The organism is Acinetobacter sp. SWAC5, assembly GCF_003419885.1.
Lineage (GTDB): Bacteria > Pseudomonadota > Gammaproteobacteria > Pseudomonadales > Moraxellaceae > Acinetobacter > Acinetobacter cumulans.
In genome coordinates, this window is sequence record NZ_QUWR01000002.1 from 136,936 (window position 1) to 156,522 (window position 19,587).

Genomic DNA, 19,587 nt, shown 5'->3' on the forward strand with positions numbered 1-19,587 from the left:
ACCGCATCTGCCCAGCCCCCACCGAAAATGGTCAAAATTTAACGACCAAAGTCTAAATTACAGCAGCCCTAGAAGCTTGTTACTTTGTGCTGGTAATAATTCGAATTAAAAAAAGTTAACACCCAAGGTCGGGTGTCAGGAGTGTAATTATGGATGAAGTTCAGGTTGAACGCATTCTGCAAAATCCAAAATTTAAAGAGATGGTGCGCAGGAAAAGTAATCTTAGTTGGACACTAACGATCATCATGTTAGTGGTTTATGTCGGTTTCATGTTGTTGGTTGGCTACAACAAAGAATTTCTAATGACATCTGTGAGTGGTGGTGTCACCACGATTGGTATGCCATTAGGACTGAGCATTATTGTGTTGTCTTTTGTTTTGTGTGGCGTGTATTCGTACATTGCCAACAACAAACTAGACCAATTAAACGAAGAAGCAATGCGAGAAGTTGAGGCGATTGCGAAGGAAAAAGGACCGCACTAAGATGAAATGGAATTCATTGAAAGCGCAGGCGTTGGCTGTTCCAGCCCTGCTCATGTCGAGTGTTGCTATGGCTGGCCCAGATTTGGGTGAGGCACAGCAACAAGCAACCAACTGGCATGCAATCATCATGTTTGCAATTTTTGTTGGTTTAACGCTCTTCATTACCAAATGGGCAGCCAAGCAAACCACCAATACTGCAGATTTCTATACAGCAGGTGGCGGGATCTCAGGTTTCCAAAATGGTTTAGCGATTGCGGGTGACTATATGTCAGCTGCGTCATTCTTGGGTATTTCGGCAATGGTGTTCAGCTCAGGCTTTGATGGCTTGCTGTACTCATTGGGCTTTATGGTGGGCTGGCCAATTGTATTGTTCTTGGTGGCTGAACGTTTACGTAACTTGGGTAAATTCAACTTATCAGACGTTGTGTCATTTCGCTTAGCTGAAAAACCAGTACGTACCTTGGCAGCAGTGAGTTCACTTGTTGTTGTTGCATTTTATTTAATTGCGCAAATGGTTGGTGCAGGTCAGTTAATCAAACTACTTTTTGGTTTGAACTACAACATTGCGGTGGTGATCGTTGGTCTTCTGATGATGGCTTATGTCATCTTCGGTGGTATGTTGGCAACAACATGGGTTCAAATTATTAAAGCCGTGATGTTATTGTCTGGTGCTACGTTCATGGCATTTATGGTTATGAAAGGCGTGGGCTTTAGCTTCTCTGAAATGTTCACTCAGTCGATCCAAGTATTTTCAAAAGTACATGAGGTTACGCTAGCTGAAGCGTCAAATATTATGGGCCCTGGTAAGTTAGCAGCCAATCCAATTGATGCGATTTCATTAGGCTTAGCACTCATGTTTGGTACAGCTGGTTTACCGCACATTCTTATGCGTTTCTTCACGGTAAAAGACGCGAAAGAAGCACGTAAATCTGTGGTTGTCGCAACAGGCTTTATTGGTTACTTCTACCTATTAACCTTCATCATTGGTTTTGGTGCGATTCTTTATGTATCAAACAACCCACAATTCATTGATGTTGCAAAAATGGCAGTTACTGGCAAGTTAGAACTTGTGGGTGGTAACAACATGGCAGCCGTACACCTTGCAGATGCAGTGGGTGGTGACTTGTTCATGGGCTTTATTTCAGCAGTTGCATTTGCCACAATTCTTGCAGTTGTTGCGGGCTTAACACTGTCAGGTGCGTCAGCAATTTCTCATGACTTGTATGCGAACGTATTCAAAAAAGGTCAAACAACACCTGAATCTGAACTACGCATGTCTAAAATTGCCACTTTAGGTCTAGCAATCTTTGCCATGATTTTGGGTATTTTGTTCGAAAAACAAAACGTTGCATTCATGGTGGGTTTAGCATTCTCTGTAGCTGCCTGTGCAAACTTCCCAGTGCTTGTACTTTCTATGTTCTGGAGAGGCTTAACAACGCGTGGCGCAGTGATTGGCGGCTTGGTGGGTCTAATTACAGCCGTTGTATTGATTATCCTGTCTAAAGCAGTTTGGGTAGATACTTTGGCTATTTCAGAAACTGCGGTGAATCCATTCAATGGTCCAGCAATTTTTGCAATGCCTTTGGCGTTTATCTGCTGCTGGTTGTTCTCTGTAACGGATAACTCAGCACAAGCGCAAGCAGAACGTAAAGCATTTGATGCTCAGTATGTACGTTCACAAACAGGTATGGGTATCTCTGGCGCATCGGATCACTGATTACGCTCAGAGCAACTTAAAAAGCACCGTCAGGTGCTTTTTTTGTGGGTATTGCACAGGTATAAACTTCTAAAAATAACTGTATTGCTCACCTATGACGAGAGTAAGTAGGATTGTTATGCTGAAGATGTTGACAGTATTGTGTCGCAAAATATGCTATGACTAGAAAAAATAAATACGCTAGCCACAATTAAAAACACCGCAGAAGGATTATTCAGATGAAGGCATTTATTGATTTTTGGAAAGGCTTTCGCTTGTTGCCTTCGGCTTGGTTGTTACTCACACAATTTGTGATTTTAATACTCACAGCTTTTGCCCGTGAAAGTTCATCATTTCGCGCTTTATTGTGGGTCATGGGCGTATTGGTGTTATTGATTATTGCCAAAGTCATTCGACAAACTCCAATGTTTACAATTTTAGGGCTGAGTTTTGTCGGATGTGCGGTGCTATTTTCAACCCTAATTATATTTGGGGTAAATGATCCAAATATTCAGATCATTGCTCATGCATTTGAAGCTTGTGCTTACTTGAGTGCGGCTTATGGTGTAGTACGTTATATGTTTTCGGACCGTTACTTAACCAAAGATGAACTCTTTGCAGCGGGTACTGTTTTTACTTTAATTGCATGGGCTTTTGCTTTCTTATATAGCATTTGTCAGTTAATTTATCCCGATAGTTTTATGAACCCAACTAAGCCAGGCTTACAGTCTTGGCTTGATCTCTTATTCTTGAGTTTTAGCTTACAGTCAGCGACAGGTTTGTCTGATTTAATGCCGATGAGCGCGCCAGCACGTGTATTGGCGATGCTACAAATGTTTTGTGGAGTGATGTACTTGACTTTGGTGGTGTCACGCTTAATTGCTTTACATTACATTGCCTATTTACCCAATCAGAAAACAAATAAAAACGATGATGATGCAACATAAAAAAGGACGCTGAAAAGCGTCCTTTTTTGATTCAGATTCTAAAATGAATTAGAAACGGAATTTTGCATTTACGCCAACAGTTTGAGTATCTGTTTTCGCGTTGTTTGTAGCATTAACGTTTACATAGTCAACACCAACAGCAACAGCTGGAGTGATGAAGTAGTTTACGTTCGCGCCCCAAGCTTCTTTATTGTTCACAGCGCCGTTAGCTTGTGCATAAGAAGCACCAACGCTTAGAGCTGGGTTGATGTATAAATCAGTTTTTAGACCATAAGCATTTTTTTCAGCAAATAAAGCGTTAGTTTCGAAACCGATCGCCATGTTAGTGCCGTCAATCGCGCCAACGTATTTAGTACGTGCAGTGATTGCGTCTTGGTCTTTACCAATAGTTTGTTGTTCTTGAGCTGCTTGAGCTACGCCATTCGCAAGAATACCGAATGCATCGTAAGCAACTTGGTTAGGAGCACTTGTATAACCTAAAGCAACTAAGAAGTTAGGCGCAACTACAGCACCAAGTTCTACAGAGAAACGGTCGCCGTGGTCGTCAGCTTTGTGATCTTTGTTGTCAATAATTGTGTTGCTGTAAGATGCGCTAGCATATACAGGAACATATTTAGTTGGAACGTAAGCTTCAGCTTTAGCACCAATTGTGTGAGTGTTTTGGTCAGCAATACCATTTACATCGTATTCGCCGTAGTTATACGCCAAAGATGCATTTGAAGCTTGGTTTAAGAATGCTGCTTCAGCCAATGGACCTTTAGAAGAGTCAACATTTTTGAAATAGTAAGTACCTTGTACAGCACCTGTGAAGTTTTTGCTATTTACAGTGTTGTCGATGTATTCTGATTGACCTTGTACTTCTACTTGGTACGCTTGTGCACCGGTCATGGCTAATAATAAAGCAGAGGCTAAACCGAGTTTTTTCATGAGAATTACCAGTTATGTTACTAATGGATTAAACATTGAGCATTGTATTGTAACAATTTATTAAGTCAATGATCTTAAAAGCAATTAAATTCATGAAAAGTATTTTGTTTGTTTTTTGATCAAAAAGAAGTTTTTCTATAAAATAATGTCAACCAATTAAAAAAATGATTCATAACAATGCACTCAGTGCGCTCTACAGCACATTGATAGAAAAAAAATGCCCAGAAATAAGTCATTTATTAATTGTAAAAAGCGATTAAAATCAAAATAAACTAAGTAAATTTCAATTGTTCAAAAAATAAACCAAATGAAAATAGTGCGTATAAATGAGTAAATAATGTGACTTGGTGTTGTTTAAAATAGTCAAAAAAAACGGAATGGTATAAAAAATAGACACTAGTTGGTAAATAATGTGATGTAATATGCATAATTGTTGCAATTTAGTGTTGTATTTCAATCCTTACTGAATTAATATACTTTACAAGTTCTACAATTATTATCATAATTGAAAGATCGAATACGACATTGTTTATTAAAATGTTGTGATTAGATTCTCCATAAATGATTTATTTTATATGCCCAGCTTTCCCCAAGGTTGGGCTTTTTTTTGTCTTATTTTTCAATTTTAGCTTACGACTCTGCTGTGTGAATACATGATAAAAATGTTTGAAGCAGGCAAGGGGAAAATTATTTTCTGCTTTATATGTGCATCAATATGGTGCATTTTTATGTATTAAAAACCAACTAAACTTTTTAAATGGCAAAAAAAATCCCAGTTTTGAAACAAAACTGGGATTTTTACGCCAAAATTTGCGGGAAAACTAAAAAATCTGCTGAGGAATTAATTAGATTGCCCTAATGCGGTGCATTATGCACTAATTTGTAGCGTGTGTAAATATTTTCTATGCAATGTACATAAAAAACTCTATCTGAATTAAAAAAATCAGGAGTTTATTGCTCAATTGTGGCTTAATTTTTTGGAAACTATGTATTCGATTGCTATAATTGAGTAAAAATACAGCTGTATTTTTCGACACAGCCAGAGCGAAAGTAAATTTAAGGTATGGGTTATGCACGAATTGCGTTCTGAGCATTTAAGCAAACGTTTAAATTTAGCGATGCTCATTATCGTGGTTTCAGTGCTCATGTTGGCATTGCCACTCATTATCCAAAGTTATCAGCGCTATCAAAAAAATGCAGTCGCGCTTTCTGAAATGCAAAGTTTAAAAGCGGTGGCAGAACTCGCCAATTTGATTTCATCTGAGCGTGGCCCAGCCAACAGTGCAATGTCGAGTACAAAAGCAGAATTGCAGACACATCTTTTGGCTTTAAAGACACGACGTGCAGAAGTCGATCTGGCTCTGCAACGGATGTTAGTGACCTTGAAGCAGTCGCAGAATAAGGTCGGAACACACAAAATAGTGTCGCAATTGGTACCAGCATTGAAGAATGGTCGCGATGCTGTGGATGCATATATTGATTTACCTATAGAGCAACGCTCCTCGGTTCAATTGAACCATGCCATTCGTACCATGTTTAGTGTATGGGATGAAAGCTATGATGTTTTGCAGTCACTGGTAGATCATTCCCACGGACAAGAAACAGCCAGTTCACATTATTATCCACTGATTTTATTGCTCGCCGATTTGCGCGATCAGGCAGGTCGATCGGCTTCAAATATTATTGCAGCTGTGGCATTTAATGAAAGTATTCCTGAAGATGATTTGGCCAGTTCATTGCAGACGCAACGCCAAAGTCGGTATTTGTGGAAGTTGATTGATGTGATTCATCCCAATGACACCCAGAACGCTGAATTTACGCGTTTGCATCGGCAAGTCAAAACTCGGTTTTTAGACCAAGGCCTACCTTTGGTCGATGGCCTATTATTTAATAGCTTGCATCATGAGCCTTATACGCTAAGTAGTATTGAACTAACACAGAAAATTGTGGGCCACTTTCGTTCTGTGGTGGAATTACAAAACTACATTTTAGACAGCAGTGTATTACAGGCAGAAGCTGAGTTAAATGCAGCGAGAACTAAATTGTTATACACCTTAGTGTCGGTCTTTTTATGTTTGGCTGCGGTCATTGTTACCATGATTTATGCCAAAAAATGGGTCTTTGCGCCTTTGATACATGCTCGACAGCAACTTTTTGATTTGGCACAAGATCAAGCAGAGCGTGGTAGCGCTTCGGCATCACATTCCGTCAGTTTATTTGATGCCATTTTTCATTTAAAACAGAAATTACAAGAACGTGATGCTTTGGAGTTTCAACTTAAGCACCACGCGTATACAGACTCGTTAACGGGTGTATCAAACCGTTTTGCTTTAATGAAATATGTGGCTTTGATTGAACAAAGTCATCAGAACTTTTCAAATCATTGCATGATTTTGTTTGATGTTGATAAGTTTAAAGCGGTGAATGATCAACATGGCCATGTTGTGGGGGATCGGGTGATTGAAGCAGTCGCTTTGACGATGAAAGATCATATCCGTGCAACAGATATGTTGGTGCGTTACGGTGGTGATGAGTTTTTAATTTTATTGGAACATGTGGATTTGGCTCAGGCTTTGCAGATTGCTGAAAAAGTTCGTTTGGCTGTTTTGGACATTATGCTTCAAGTTGGAAATTCAGCTCAGCCACTGACGGTGTCGGTGAGTGCAGGTGTGGCTACAGGTGAGCAGACATGGGTAGATTTATTAGAAAAAGCGGATGAGGCTTTGTTTCGTGCCAAGGTGAAAGGTCGAAATGTTGTTTCGGATTAAATGTTGTGTTGCTCGGTTTTACTTTTGATTGAGTGTGTTGGTGTTGCGCTAATTAAATTTTAGTGAAGATTCGTTTCAAGTATTAGTTCTAAGCATTCTCGATTTGCATTGGGGATTGAGTTTCCAATGCGTAGGATATTCCTACTCTTGAAAGCACAAAAGTAGACAAAATGCTTGTGTTTGATTGAGAGTGCATCCGTGCTGTCCAAATTGAGTTTTATAAAAAAATAGAATGTCTGCACATCCTTGTTTTACAATGTGATTGCTTTTCCATTTCGTAGAAAGTTCCTACTTTTGAAAGCACAAAAGTAGGCAAAATGCTTTTGTTTGACTGAGGGCACATCCGTGCTGCCCCAGTCAAACGGGCGACATCCATGTCGCTGTCATGTGATTGAATATTGTTACGAGTAAGTGTTTATGTAGAAATGGCTTTGTTTAAGCTGGTATAGAGTAATTTTCTTGTCTCTAAAATGTCAGCTCTAAATTGTGCTGTTGTTTCAATATTGACAGTACCATTTCTAAATAATGTATATGAATTAAACTTTCCAATGAGTTCGCCATAAACCCTTAATTTTTCTTGTTGTTCAATGTATCCATGTAAAAGTAGTAAACCTTCACTTTTACTCAGTAAATTGAAATCTTTAAAAAGTGTATTTCTAAGTGGATCAAGACGCTCAAATATTTTTTCTTGATCTATTTGAATTTTTTTAGCCTCATATTCAAAAATAGCCCACATTTTCAAAACAGTATGAGTGATTTCTTCAATATCAACAGAAATATTGGTCAATAATGTTCTATTAAATTGTAAATTTTCTTTAGTACTTGAAGCCGAGATATTTGCTTTTTGAATAAAGTAAGCGATGGCTCCTGTAATAAGTGCACCTAACCCAATTTTTACTGCTGTATCTAGTATTTCTAATAAAGTCATAAGAAGAAAAAACGGCGAATGAATCACCGTTTTATCATGGAATCTAAACATTTAAAATCCTCCCTTACGGAGCAATACTCCTAACCTTTCTCAAAGGAGAGAATCCCCCTCTTTTTAAAAGAGGGGCTAGGGGAGATTTTATTTAAGCATCGGCTTTAAGAATCTCGCTGTATGTGAAACCTTATTCTTCGCCACTTCTTCAGGCGTGCCTTCAGCCACAATCATACCGCCGCCTGAACCGCCCTCAGGGCCTAAGTCCACAATCCAGTCCGCGGTTTTAATCACATCCAAATTATGCTCAATCACCACAATGGTATTACCTTTATTGCGCAGTTCATGAAGAATGTCTAAGAGCTTGGCAATGTCATGGAAATGCAAACCAGTCGTTGGCTCATCTAGCACGTATAGGGTTTTACCCGTATCACGTTTTGCCAATTCACGCGCCAGTTTTACACGTTGTGCTTCACCGCCTGACAGCGTGGTTGCAGACTGACCCAAACGGATGTAGCCCAAGCCAACCTGATGCAAGGTTTCTAAACGACGGTGAATGACTGGAATTGCATCGAAGAAATGCATTGCATCTTCAACCGTCATATCCAGCACGTCTGAAATGTTTTTACCTTTATAGCCGACTTCCAAAGTTTCACGGTTATAGCGTTTGCCGTGGCAGGCATCGCAAGGCACATACATATCAGGCAAGAAATGCATGGCAACTTTAATCATGCCGTCGCCTTCACAGGCTTCACAGCGACCACCTTTTACGTTAAACGAGAAACGACCTGCCGCATAACCACGTGCTTTGGCTTCTTGGGTTTGTGCGAACAATTCACGAATCGGCGTAAACAAACCTGTATAAGTTGCAGGGTTCGAACGTGGGGTACGGCCAATTGGGCTTTGGTCAATATCCACGACTTTATCTAGGAATTGTAAACCATCAATCGAATCGAATTTTTCAGCAGTTAAAGTCGTTGCACCATTCAACTGTGTTGCCGCCAGCGGTAAAAGGGTACGGTTAATCAGTGTTGATTTACCTGAACCCGATACACCAGTTACACAAGTCATAATGCCTAAAGGAATAGTCAGATCGACATTTTTTAGATTATGACCCGCAGCGCCCATCAGCTTGATTTGCTCTTCAGGTTTTGGTGGTTGTATCCGTGTTTTAGGCACTTCAATTTTGAGTTTGCCTGAAAGGTAATTGCCTGTCAGGGAGTTTTCATTTTTTAGGATTTCATCGTATGTGCCTTCGGCAATCACATGACCGCCATGAATCCCTGCGCCTGGGCCAATATCAATAATATGATCGGCTGCACGAATCGCATCTTCATCATGTTCAACCACTAAAACCGTGTTGCCTAAGTCACGCAGGCGCACCAAAGTTTCTAGCAAACGGTCGTTATCGCGTTGATGTAAACCAATAGAAGGTTCATCCAGCACGTACATCACACCCATCAGGCCCGCACCAATTTGCGAAGCCAAACGAATACGCTGTGCCTCACCGCCAGAAAGGGTTTCTGCCGAGCGAGATAGGCTTAAATAATTCAAACCCACAGAAACGAGGAAGTGCAAACGCTCACGGATTTCTTTAAAAATCTTATCGGCAATTTCACCTTTTGCACCTTCCAAATTTAGGTCTTGATAATAGTTTTCAGCATCGCCAATCGACATTTTAGTGATTTCAGCAATGGTTTTGTCTTTCACGCGTACATGGCGGGAAATTTCATTTAGACGTGAACCACCACAAGCATCACAAGCGGCATTAGACAGATATTGTGCTAAATCTTCACGGACATAGTTACTTTCAGTTTCGCGGTAACGACGTTCCAGATGTGGCAAAATCCCTTCAAACGCTTGAACACGACTGTGCTTACGGCCACGTTCATCGATATAGCTCAGATCAACTTTTTCTTTGCCTGTGCCATACAAAAATTTCTTTTTGGTTTCCGCATCCAGTTCATTCCAAGGCGTATCCAGTGAGAAGCCAAAATGGGCAGCCACTTTTTCAATCATGCTGTAATAGTAAGGACGTTGACGATCCCAACCACGGATTGCCCCTTGGCTGATACTCACTTCATTATTGGGAATCAGTTTGTCAGCACTAAAATGACTACGAGTCCCTAAACCGTCACAAGTCGGGCATGCGCCAAATGGGTTGTTAAATGAAAACAGGCGTGGCTCTAACTCGGCAACAGCACGGTCACATTCAGGGCAAGAGTGTTTGGCTGAAAATACACGATCGTCTTGTTCGCCTTTCATCCAAGACAAAATGGCAATATCACCGCCTAGACGCAGCGCGGTTTCAAAACTTTCGGCAATACGGTTGCCTAAGTCATCACGGACTTTAAAGCGGTCAACCACCACTTCAATGGTGTGTTTTTTCTTTTTATCCAGTTCAGGAATTGGGTCGAGGTCAACAATTTCGCCATCGACACGGGCACGGACAAAACCTTGGCTTTGTAGTTGTTCAAATAAATTCGAATATTCACCTTTACGCTCACGCACCACAGGAGCAAGTAGCATTAACGCTGTGCCTTCTTCTAAGCCTTTAACGGCATCGACCATTTCTGAGACGGTTTGCGCCACCATGGGTAGGTCATGTTCAGGACAGTAGGGCGTGCCGACACGGGCATACAGTAAACGCAAATAGTCGTAAATTTCTGTAATTGTGCCCACTGTTGAGCGTGGGTTGTGGCTGGTCGATTTCTGTTCAATGGCAATCGCAGGGCTTAAGCCTTCAATTGAGTCGACTTCAGGTTTTTCCATTTGCGAAAGGAATTGACGCGCATAAGCCGAAAGAGATTCCACATAACGGCGTTGACCTTCGGCATACAGGGTGTCAAAGGCAAGGGAAGATTTACCAGAACCCGAAAGCCCCGTAATCACCACGAATTTGTCGCGGGGAATATCAAGGTTCACATTTTTTAAATTATGGGTGCGTGCGCCTCGAATTCGGATATGGCTTTGGCTCATGAAATGATCCTAAAAAATTATTTTCAATACAGCTCTATATGATAGCGCATGAAAAATGTTCAAGTGTTATTCAGATGATTTTAAGGGTCAATTTATGTCGTCTTGCATGCAATTTTTCATATTTGGCCCAACTGTTGTATTATAAAACGGCATAGGTGCTATGTAATGCTTCTATTGAATAAAAATAACGTGAATCAAGGAGTGTAAAGATGATACTCGGCCAATTGTGTATCGCATTAGTAGCAATCTTACATATTGGGTTTTTAGTGCTCGAAATGTTCTTATGGGATAAACCCTTGGGCATGAAAGTTTTCGGCAATACGCCACAAAAAGCACAACTGACCAAAGTACTTGCGCAAAATCAGGGTCTGTATAATGGTTTCTTGGCTGCAGGCTTGATTTGGTCAATTTGTGCAACAGACGCTTTTGCCATTTCATTGGCCAATTTCTTTTTGGGCTGTGTCATTGTGGCAGGCGTTTATGGGGCAATAACTGTCAGTAAAAAGATTTTATATGTTCAAGCCTTACCTGCGCTCATTGCATTGTTGGTGGTGAATGTTATGGCTTAAAACTTTCTACGCACCGAAACCTAAAAGGATGCTCATGTCCTATTTAGGCTTCAAATGATTTTAACAATCAGCGCGTAGATTAACAGGCACGTGAGTACGGGCGTTCAAAGATCGATTCGATTTCTTCAAAGGCTTGAGTTCTCGGAAGTTCGTGATGTGTACGTGCATAAAAATTAATTTCGTTTTCTAAGGTATTTAAAAATTGATTGTAGTCGGTTGCAAAATGATGCAAGTCGAGTAAATCCATCCGTTGTGACAAATGACATTGATATTGCTGAATAAACTGCAACATCAGTTTTTGAATATGAACATTAGTAAAATAAATTAAATAGGTGGCGGCAGAACCACAATGGGTACAGCCTTTTTCTAAATACACTTCTTCACTGTTGAGCCAGCAACATTGCAATGTAAAAAATGCGCGGATGGCTTCTGTGCCTAAATTATTTTGGTGCATTTCTTTTGCCTCGCAAGGATAAATGAAAAAATAAATTATTGAATGATAATTATTATCATTTATTTTGCATGATTTGTGACATAAAGTCTAATGCTGATGCATTATTTTTTATGCTAGCTCAAATCAGGCAATATGTTTAAAACTGGGTAACAAGCGTAGACTACGCTTTTTTAATCTTGAACGATGGGATGGGCGATGCTGTCTTTATTTTTGAAATGTGTCATGGGGGCGGGCGTTGTGCTCCTGATTTCTATTCTTTCAAAAAGTAAGGCATTTTATATTGCAGGCTTAGTCCCTCTTTTTCCTACTTTTGCCTTAATTGCACATGTGATTGTCGCGCAAGAGCGGGGCAGTGAGGCTTTAGCTCAAACCGCTTTATTTGGTTTGTGGGCATTGATTCCTTATTTTGTGTATCTGCTGGTGGTGTATGTGTTGGCAACGCGAATGTCCGTACTCTCATGTTTGAGTCTGGCGACGTTATGTTGGATCGTCGTGGCGGCGGGCCTGATTTATGGCTGGAATACTTATATGGCGAATGTGTAGCGGATTGCAAAGTTCGATTATATTGAAGGCAAATGTGAAGCCCACGTTGTGAGCTTCGTATAAGTATTATTCTGCGGTTAAGCCTGGCCATTTGGCTTGTTGGTAGGCACTGTCCCAAAACAGCCATTCTAACTCGGCACCGCGGGTATAGGCCTGATGCATTTTTTCTAAAGTATCGGCATCACAACGACTGGCTACACGGTCAATGGTTGCTAATACATTATTGACGGCTTGGTTAAATTCCTCGCCTGCATAGGTGTCGATCCATGCTTGATAAGGGTTATTCGGCACAGAATGATGCACAATGTTTTTGCCTACTTCAGCATAAATCCAAAAACATGGCAGTAAGGATGCCAATACCACGGGATAGCTTTCAGACCATGCAGTTGCCGTTAAAAATGAGCAATAATGGTGGCAAGCAAGGCTCAGTGGCGTATTGGTAAATTCTTCGGCACTAATGTGAAAATTTTGAAAGAAGCTATTGTGCATATCACGTTCAAATACGATGGCCAATTTGGCAGCTTCGGAAAATTGAATAATATCTTCAGCATCAAAAGCTTTGGCAGCACAGACTGCTAAGGCACGTCCATAGTTCACTAAATAATGTGCATCTTGAATAATATAATGGCAAAAGGCCCCTTGCTCGAGGCGACCCTGTGCAAGTTCTTGGTTAAATGGGTGTGCCAATATTTTTTCATACAGATTGAGATTGCGTTGCCAAAGGGCTTCAGAAAAACGCATGAACATGTCCTATTTAAGCATCGTGTGCCAAGAGTAATCGATAAAGCGCAAAACACGGTTGTTGTTTTGAAAAATAAGCAGGGTGGTCAGTGGTTTTTAAACATAAAAAGGCCATAATAAGCACATTTTATGGTGTTCTTGATTAAAAGCTCACGCAATAGTCAGGTCAAATAAAAGTGAAACACAGCAAAGAACTTAGCGATAAGCAGTAAATAACGAAACCTAAGTTTTTGTTATGACTAACTTTTATATATTCAAATACTTGTTTTAGGTCGATTGAATTATGTGGAAACATTTTGGTTTCTCTATTGTATTTACAATCGTGTGTTTAGCGATTTCTGCATATTGGGGGTTCAACCACGGACCCAATGCAGGCGTACAAGCCATGATTACTGCACTGACCATTACTGCGATTTTGGCAGTGATGGAAGTGTCTTTATCTTTTGATAATGCTGTCGTCAATGCATCCGTCCTACGAGGTTGGGATCATTTTTGGAAAATGATTTTCTTGACGGTGGGTATTGTGATTGCCGTATTTGGTATGCGTTTGGTGTTCCCAATTGTAATTGTGGCAGTGACCGCAGATATGGGCATGCTTGAAGTGGTGAATATGGCGTTAAATGATCCAACGCACTATTCTGAAAAGTTGATGGCACATCATGCTGAAATTGCAGCCTTTGGTGGCGCATTCTTGCTGTTGGTATTTTTAAACTTCTTTTTGGATGAAGGCAAAGATACCCACTGGTTTAAGTGGATTGAACGTCGTTTAGCAAACTTGGCCAATGTTCCTGCAATGTCTGTGTTTATTGCATTGATTGCACTATTGATCATGGCAGCCAATGTGGATGAAAGCAAACGCTTAGTTGTGACGATGGCCGGTATTTGGGGCATCGTGATTTATATTGGCGTGCAAGTTTTAAGTCACTTATTGGGTGGCGAGCCAGAAGTAGATGAAAATGGCAATGCTATTGGTCATGACGCAAATGGTGCACCAACAGGTCTGATTAAAGCCGGCATTGGTGGCTTTATTTACCTTGAAGTTTTAGATGCATCATTTAGCTTTGACGGTGTGATTGGTGCATTTGCGATTACCTCAGATGTAGTCATCATTATGCTTGGTCTTGCCATTGGTGCGATGTTTGTACGTTCAATGACGATTTACTTGGTCGATAAAGGCACCTTGGATGCGTATATTTTCCTTGAACATGGTGCGCATTATGCGATTGGCGCTTTAGCATTCATTATGCTTGCCAGTGGTACAGGTGTACACATTCCAGAAGTGGTTACAGGCTTGATTGGTGTAGCCTTTATTGTTTGGGCGGTGATTGCGTCAATTCAGTACAAAAAGCGTCAGGAACAACTCGGTTAAGTTTGATTTAAGAAAAACCAATACAATGAAAAGGGTGCAGTCATGCGCCCTTTTTTATTGCCTATGAGTCATCAATACATCTGCATTGGTGGCAGGAATGATGTACGATAGTTGCACCAGTTTTCCTTTTAAATTTTCGCTTATTGATATGATGAATGCCTTAGAACGTCGCTCAACCTTTGCCCTAAGCAGTATTTTTGCATTGCGCATGTTGGGTTTGTTCATGATTATCCCCGTATTTTCAGTTGCGGGACAGTCTTATCAATATGCAACGCCTGCGCTGATTGGTTTAGCGGTCGGGGTGTATGGTTTAACCCAAGCGATTTTACAAATTCCATTTAGCTTAATTGCAGACCGCTATAGCCGTAAGCCTTTGGTGGTGATTGGTCTATTGCTTTTTGCTTTAGGTGGTGCTGTAGCGGCCATGTCTGAAACCATTTACGGTGTCATTATTGGTCGTGCGATTGCTGGCGGTGGTGCTGTATCAGCAGTGGTGATGGCGCTTTTGGCGGATGTCACTCGAGAGGAACAACGCACCAAAGCAATGGCGGTCATGGGGATGAGCATTGGCTTATCCTTTGTGGTGGCATTTAGCCTAGGGCCGTGGCTCACCAGCTTGGTGGGAATTTCAGGTCTATTCTGGGTCACAACTGTGATGGGCTTGGCTGCCATTTCTATGCTTTTGCTGGTGCCGAAAGTAACGCGTCATCATCGAAATTTTCAGCAAGGTTATCTCACACAGCTCAAAGAAGTACTCAAAATGCCAGACCTCAACCGTCTGCATGTATCGGTATTTTCCTTGCATTTATTGCTCACTGCGATGTTTATTTATGTGCCATCTCAGCTGATTGATTTTGCAAAAATCCCGTTATCGAGTCATGGTTTGGTGTACTTGCCATTATTGGTTATTAGCCTGTTTTTTGCATTCCCAAGTATTATTTTGGCGGAAAAATATCGCAAAATGCGCGGTATTTTTCTTACCGCCATTGGTGGGATTATTTTAGGCTTATTGGTGCTGATCTTTGGTTTTGAATCCAAATACATCTTGCTTACAGGCTTAGGTTTATTCTTTATCGCCTTTAATGTCATGGAAGCATTGTTACCGTCTTGGCTATCTAAAGCTGCGCCTATTCAGTCTAAAGCCACAGCAATGGGCGTGAATGCCAGCAGTCAGTTTTTGGGTGCTTTCTTTGGAGGCATGCTGGGTGGGCAGTTACTTCAAATGCAAAATACTGCGATGGGTTGGGGCATTTTGTCTGGGATCGCTATTCTTTGGCTATTGATTAGCTTTGGTTTGGCACAGCCACGCTATTTATCTTCAATGGTTTTTCGTTTGCCTGAGGGCAAAGAAACAGATGAATGGACTTCTCAGCTTTTAGCAATTCGTGGTATTGAAGAGGTCGTGGTAATGGCCGACCAGCAAGTAGCGTATGTGAAAGTCGATAAGCAGCTCATAGATGAGTCAGCGCGACAACACTTAACGCAGTTGTTCGGGAAAGAGCTAGCCATTTAAGCATAACTCTTATAAAGTAAATAATAGAAACAAATAGGAAGAATACGTCTGATGCGTGGTGTAAATAAGGTCATTTTAGTTGGTACTTTAGGTCGTGATCCTGAAACCAAAACTTTTCCAAATGGCGGCTCTTTGACTCAGTTCTCAATTGCAACAAGCGACTCGTGGACTGATAAAAATACAGGTGAACGTAAAGAACAAACAGAATGGCACCGTATTGTATTGCACAATCGTTTAGGCGAAATTGCACAGCAATACCTACGCAAAGGTTCAAAAGTTTATATCGAAGGTTCACTACGTACGCGTCAGTGGACAGACCAAAATGGTCAAGAGCGCTACACGACTGAAATTCGTGGCGAACAAATGCAAATGCTAGACAATAACCGTCAGCAAGGCGAACAAGGCCAAGGTTTTGAACAGCCACGTTTTAACAACAATAATGGCGGTCAGCAAGGTGGTTACGGCCAGCAGGGCGGTTATGGTAATGCTAACCAAGGCGGTCAAGGTGGCTATGGTGGTGCTCAGCAAGGTGGTTTTAACAATAACCAATCAAATGGTTATGGTAACAACAACCCAGCTGCATTTGCGCCAAAACCACAAGTGGCGCCTGCAGCTGCACCAGCAGATTTAGATGACGACCTTCCGTTTTAAGTCTGAAAAATCCTTATAAAAAACCGCCTGTAGTAGGCGGTTTTTTTATGTCATTGTACTCGACATTATTTTTTGGCAGAGACCTGCATGGTAATGACAGCACGGAATACAGGCTGTTGTGCTTCATCGGTAATTTCGACATTGACCAAATATTCACTGCTATTTGTCCAGACAAAATTTGCTTGTACTGGGGTCGCAGTGGCAGTTAAATCGGTTTTGGCTTTTTTCAGATATTCGACCGTCATGCCTTTTGGAATCCAGCGGTGTGTGCTGGGTACTGTCGCATCGGTCATGGTCCCACCAGCGAGTTCTGCCATATTGCACATGGCGATGGCATGGACTGTACCCAAATGATTGAGTACGGCACGATGCTTCTTCATTCGGATGATGCAAAGGCTGGGCTGAAGCTGTTCAAACAGCGGTGAAATACTGCTGAAATAAGGTGCTTTCAAACACAGCATTTTAGAAAAAGTCCATTTCCCTGCGGGTTTATTTTCCAGTGCTTTCCATATTTTCAGTGCTTGGCTCATTTGGCTTGTCCTTCATTTGTATTCCTTTACTTTAAAAACAGAATAATATTCTGTAAATGACTTGGATGACGCGCAAGCACTTTCAAATTGCCATAAACCGATTATGATGAGCTTGGGCTATAGATGGGTGCAACGATGTACGAACAAGACTTGCTGGAACGGGTTTACTCAGGAAAAAGAGCGTTACTTAAACGTCAAATTTTGGTGCAAGCATTAGATTGTTTTTTAGAACAAGGCATTGAAACCACTACAATTGAACAGATTTGCGAACGCTCTGGTGCCAGTGTGGGGGCGGTTTATCATCATTTTAAAAACAAAGAAGGGATTGTCCGTGCGCTTTATCTTGCGGCTCTGCAAGATCAAAGTCAGCAACGTATGCATGCTTTACATGATGCGCAAGGGATACAACAAGGTATTGCGGTTTTAATACACAGCTATATTGCTTGGACTGTGCAGCATCCACAGTTCGCACGGTTTTTATATACAGCGCGTAGTAGTTTTAACACAGTGACCCAAACCGATATTGAGCAACAGAATCAGCAACGCAATCAGTATTTATTGCTTTGGATTGACCAGCAATTGGACCGTGTCGTGTTGGAGCATATTCCTTATGAATTGCTATTTTCTTTGGTGATTGGTGCAACGGAGAGCTACTGCCGCGCATGGCTTTCAGGTCGTGTGCAAAGCTCACCGCTACAGTATCAAGAGCAATTGGCGCGTTCGGCATGGGATTCGATCAGACAGTCTGATTTAGGCTGATATCGGAAAATGAGATAATCTTGAAGGTCGTTAGAGAAATAATAAATCGAAATATTCGATTGTTTTTATAAAAAAGAACAGTTTTACCTATTTAGATGTTTTTCGTATTCTAGCTTCAACAGATAAGCACTCCCTGAAATGATTGAAGAGGAATACACAATGAGTTTGATTAATACAGAAGTAAAACCATTTAACGCAACAGCTTACCAAAATGGCCAATTTGTTGAAGTATCTGAGCAAGATATGAAAGGCAAATGGTCTGTGGTTTTCTTCTATCCTGCTGACTTTACATTTGTATGTCCAACAGAATTAGGCGATCTTGCGGATCACTATGCTGAATTCCAAAGCATGGGTGTAGAAATCTACTCAGTATCAACAGATACACATTTCACGCACAAAGCTTGGCATGATTCATCTGAAGAAATCAAAAAAATTCAATATCCAATGGTTGGCGATCCAACATGGACTTTGTCTAAAAACTTCGATGTACTGATTGAAGCTGATGGTCTTGCAGACCGTGGTACGTTTGTCATCGATCCAGACGGCAAAATCCAAATTGTAGAAATTAATGCGGGTGGTATTGGCCGTGATGCATCTGAATTACTTCGTAAAGTAAAAGCTGCTCAATATGTTCACGCTCACCCAGGTGAAGTTTGCCCAGCAAAATGGAAAGAAGGTGAAGCAACACTTGCTCCTTCAATTGACTTAGTAGGTAAAATCTAAGTTTAAAATATAAAAAAGCCGGCATTATTGCCGGTTTTTTTAGTTCTGATAAACACCATTTTAGTTGAGATAGCCTTGGCTTTGAGTGGCTTGACCACGCAAGCCGTCGACCAAGTGTTGAATCAGTTTTTCCATGACTAAACGTTGTCCTTTACGTGATGCATAGACCAGCTGTACCGTCCCGACATTTGAGCACCACTCTGGCAAAATATGGACCAAGCGTCCTTCAGCAATATCTTTTTCAACGGTCAGGTAGGGTAAGTCTGCAATGCCTAAACCATCCAAAACAGAATAATACACACCTGCCAAATCATTGCTTTTGACCCGTGGTTCTAATGGAATAACTAACTCTTCATCGTGTTGCTGATGGTGGAGTGTCCATTGGTAATGGTTTTTTTGTGTGCCCAATACAATACTTGGAAATTCACTGATTTCGGTCGCGAATTGCAAAGTACGTCCTTGTAATAAGGCTGGACTTGCCACAAGGCAGTGCGTGGTTTTAACAACGTCGCGGACCACAATGCTGGAATCTTCATTGGCTTGAAAATTGGTTCTGATGGCCAGATCAATATCATCATGTAAAACATCGACACGGCGACTGGTGAGTTCCATTTCGACTTGTACCATTGGGTATTGCAATAAAAAACTGTTCAGTAGGCTACGGATTTGATAGCGCATCATCACCGACGGACAGCTAATTTTGACTAAGCCCTGAGGTTCACTTTTTTGTTTCAGCAAGACATTGTTGGCGCAGTCGACCTGTTGGATTAGTTTAATGCATTCCTCATACAGTTCTTGGCCTAAAGGTGTGACTTTAAAATGACGGGTAGAACGCTGGATGAGGGTGACATTGTACTGGGCTTCTAAGTCTAAAATCCGACGGCTCAATTTGGATTTGGTAATGTTAGACGCTTCGCTGGCTGCACTGAATCCGCCGTGTTTGACGACAAGATAAAAATAATAGTAATCATCAAATGAATGCATCGTGGCTCCATGGGCAAATGAAATGCAAAATGC

General features: G+C 41.1%; 18 protein-coding genes. 11 read left to right on the forward strand and 7 right to left on the reverse strand.

Translation table 11 applies throughout. The annotated features are described in order from the left end of the window. The first annotated feature begins 149 nt into the window (after window positions 1-149). The 3 genes from DYI81_RS02290 to DYI81_RS02300 all read left to right on the forward strand — a co-directional run bounded on the left by DYI81_RS02290 (window position 150) and on the right by DYI81_RS02300 (window position 3,125). Window positions 150-482, forward strand: a complete 333-nt coding sequence (locus tag DYI81_RS02290; protein ID WP_106984226.1) for a DUF485 domain-containing protein — start codon at window positions 150-152, stop codon at window positions 480-482. 1 nt (window position 483) lies between these two features. Continuing rightward, a complete protein-coding gene (locus DYI81_RS02295) occupies window positions 484-2,199 on the forward strand; it encodes a cation acetate symporter (RefSeq protein WP_117006589.1) in 1,716 nt (571 codons plus the stop codon). 218 nt (window positions 2,200-2,417) lie between these two features. Beyond that, the gene (locus DYI81_RS02300) at window positions 2,418-3,125 is read left to right on the forward strand and encodes an ion channel (protein ID WP_117006590.1); all 708 of its coding nucleotides are present in this window, start codon (window positions 2,418-2,420) and stop codon (window positions 3,123-3,125) included. 48 nt (window positions 3,126-3,173) lie between these two features. Here DYI81_RS02300 and omp33-36 read toward each other — a convergent pair whose 3' ends face one another. Next, window positions 3,174-4,052 (reverse strand): porin Omp33-36, encoded by an 879-nt coding sequence (gene omp33-36 / locus DYI81_RS02305; RefSeq protein WP_117006591.1) that lies wholly within the window; start codon window positions 4,050-4,052, stop codon window positions 3,174-3,176. 1,070 nt (window positions 4,053-5,122) lie between these two features. Between omp33-36 and DYI81_RS02310 the strand changes: the two genes are divergently transcribed. Further along, window positions 5,123-6,820, forward strand: coding sequence for a GGDEF domain-containing protein (locus DYI81_RS02310; RefSeq protein ID WP_240627326.1), 1,698 nt, complete (start codon window positions 5,123-5,125; stop codon window positions 6,818-6,820). Between the two features lie 415 nt (window positions 6,821-7,235). On the opposite strand, the gene DYI81_RS02315 is transcribed toward DYI81_RS02310, so the two are convergent. Beyond that, window positions 7,236-7,799 (reverse strand): hypothetical protein, encoded by a 564-nt coding sequence (locus DYI81_RS02315; protein ID WP_117006592.1) that lies wholly within the window; start codon window positions 7,797-7,799, stop codon window positions 7,236-7,238. 87 nt (window positions 7,800-7,886) lie between these two features. After that, window positions 7,887-10,718 carry an excinuclease ABC subunit UvrA gene (gene uvrA, locus DYI81_RS02320; protein ID WP_117006593.1) on the reverse strand — a complete coding sequence of 944 codons (2,832 nt, stop codon included), beginning with the start codon at window positions 10,716-10,718 and terminating at the stop codon, window positions 7,887-7,889. A 212-nt stretch (window positions 10,719-10,930) separates the two neighbouring features. On the opposite strand from uvrA, the gene DYI81_RS02325 reads away from it, so the two are divergent. Continuing rightward, the gene (locus DYI81_RS02325) at window positions 10,931-11,287 is read left to right on the forward strand and encodes a DUF1304 domain-containing protein (RefSeq protein WP_106984302.1); all 357 of its coding nucleotides are present in this window, start codon (window positions 10,931-10,933) and stop codon (window positions 11,285-11,287) included. A 79-nt stretch (window positions 11,288-11,366) separates the two neighbouring features. On the opposite strand, the gene DYI81_RS02330 is transcribed toward DYI81_RS02325, so the two are convergent. Continuing rightward, the gene (locus tag DYI81_RS02330; protein WP_106984232.1) at window positions 11,367-11,741 is read right to left on the reverse strand and encodes a hypothetical protein; all 375 of its coding nucleotides are present in this window, start codon (window positions 11,739-11,741) and stop codon (window positions 11,367-11,369) included. 195 nt (window positions 11,742-11,936) lie between these two features. On the opposite strand from DYI81_RS02330, the gene DYI81_RS02335 reads away from it, so the two are divergent. After that, on the forward strand, window positions 11,937-12,284 hold the full coding sequence (locus DYI81_RS02335; protein ID WP_106984233.1) for a GlpM family protein: 348 nt from the start codon (window positions 11,937-11,939) through the stop codon (window positions 12,282-12,284). A gap of 66 nt (window positions 12,285-12,350) precedes the next feature. Here the strand turns inward: DYI81_RS02335 and tenA are convergent, their stop codons facing one another. Beyond that, window positions 12,351-13,025: a thiaminase II gene (tenA, locus tag DYI81_RS02340; RefSeq protein WP_117006594.1), complete on the reverse strand. Its 675-nt coding sequence runs from the start codon at window positions 13,023-13,025 to the stop codon at window positions 12,351-12,353. A 283-nt stretch (window positions 13,026-13,308) separates the two neighbouring features. Between tenA and DYI81_RS02345 the strand changes: the two genes are divergently transcribed. The 3 genes from DYI81_RS02345 to ssb all read left to right on the forward strand — a co-directional run bounded on the left by DYI81_RS02345 (window position 13,309) and on the right by ssb (window position 16,558). Beyond that, the gene (locus tag DYI81_RS02345) at window positions 13,309-14,394 is read left to right on the forward strand and encodes a DUF475 domain-containing protein (protein WP_106984235.1); all 1,086 of its coding nucleotides are present in this window, start codon (window positions 13,309-13,311) and stop codon (window positions 14,392-14,394) included. Window positions 14,395-14,542: 148 nt separating this feature from the next. Next, a complete protein-coding gene (locus tag DYI81_RS02350; protein ID WP_106984303.1) occupies window positions 14,543-15,907 on the forward strand; it encodes an MFS transporter in 1,365 nt (454 codons plus the stop codon). A gap of 51 nt (window positions 15,908-15,958) precedes the next feature. After that, window positions 15,959-16,558, forward strand: coding sequence for a single-stranded DNA-binding protein (ssb, locus tag DYI81_RS02355; protein WP_117006595.1), 600 nt, complete (start codon window positions 15,959-15,961; stop codon window positions 16,556-16,558). Between the two features lie 65 nt (window positions 16,559-16,623). Here ssb and DYI81_RS02360 read toward each other — a convergent pair whose 3' ends face one another. Next, window positions 16,624-17,088, reverse strand: a complete 465-nt coding sequence (locus DYI81_RS02360; protein ID WP_117006596.1) for a hotdog fold domain-containing protein — start codon at window positions 17,086-17,088, stop codon at window positions 16,624-16,626. A gap of 135 nt (window positions 17,089-17,223) precedes the next feature. On the opposite strand from DYI81_RS02360, the gene DYI81_RS02365 reads away from it, so the two are divergent. Both DYI81_RS02365 and ahpC read left to right on the forward strand, forming a co-directional pair. Further along, window positions 17,224-17,847: a TetR/AcrR family transcriptional regulator gene (locus DYI81_RS02365; protein ID WP_117006645.1), complete on the forward strand. Its 624-nt coding sequence runs from the start codon at window positions 17,224-17,226 to the stop codon at window positions 17,845-17,847. A 159-nt stretch (window positions 17,848-18,006) separates the two neighbouring features. Beyond that, window positions 18,007-18,570 carry an alkyl hydroperoxide reductase subunit C gene (gene ahpC, locus DYI81_RS02370; protein ID WP_106984238.1) on the forward strand — a complete coding sequence of 188 codons (564 nt, stop codon included), beginning with the start codon at window positions 18,007-18,009 and terminating at the stop codon, window positions 18,568-18,570. Window positions 18,571-18,630: 60 nt separating this feature from the next. Here the strand turns inward: ahpC and DYI81_RS02375 are convergent, their stop codons facing one another. Next, window positions 18,631-19,554, reverse strand: a complete 924-nt coding sequence (locus DYI81_RS02375; RefSeq protein ID WP_106984239.1) for a LysR substrate-binding domain-containing protein — start codon at window positions 19,552-19,554, stop codon at window positions 18,631-18,633. Window positions 19,555-19,587: the final 33 nt, after the last annotated feature.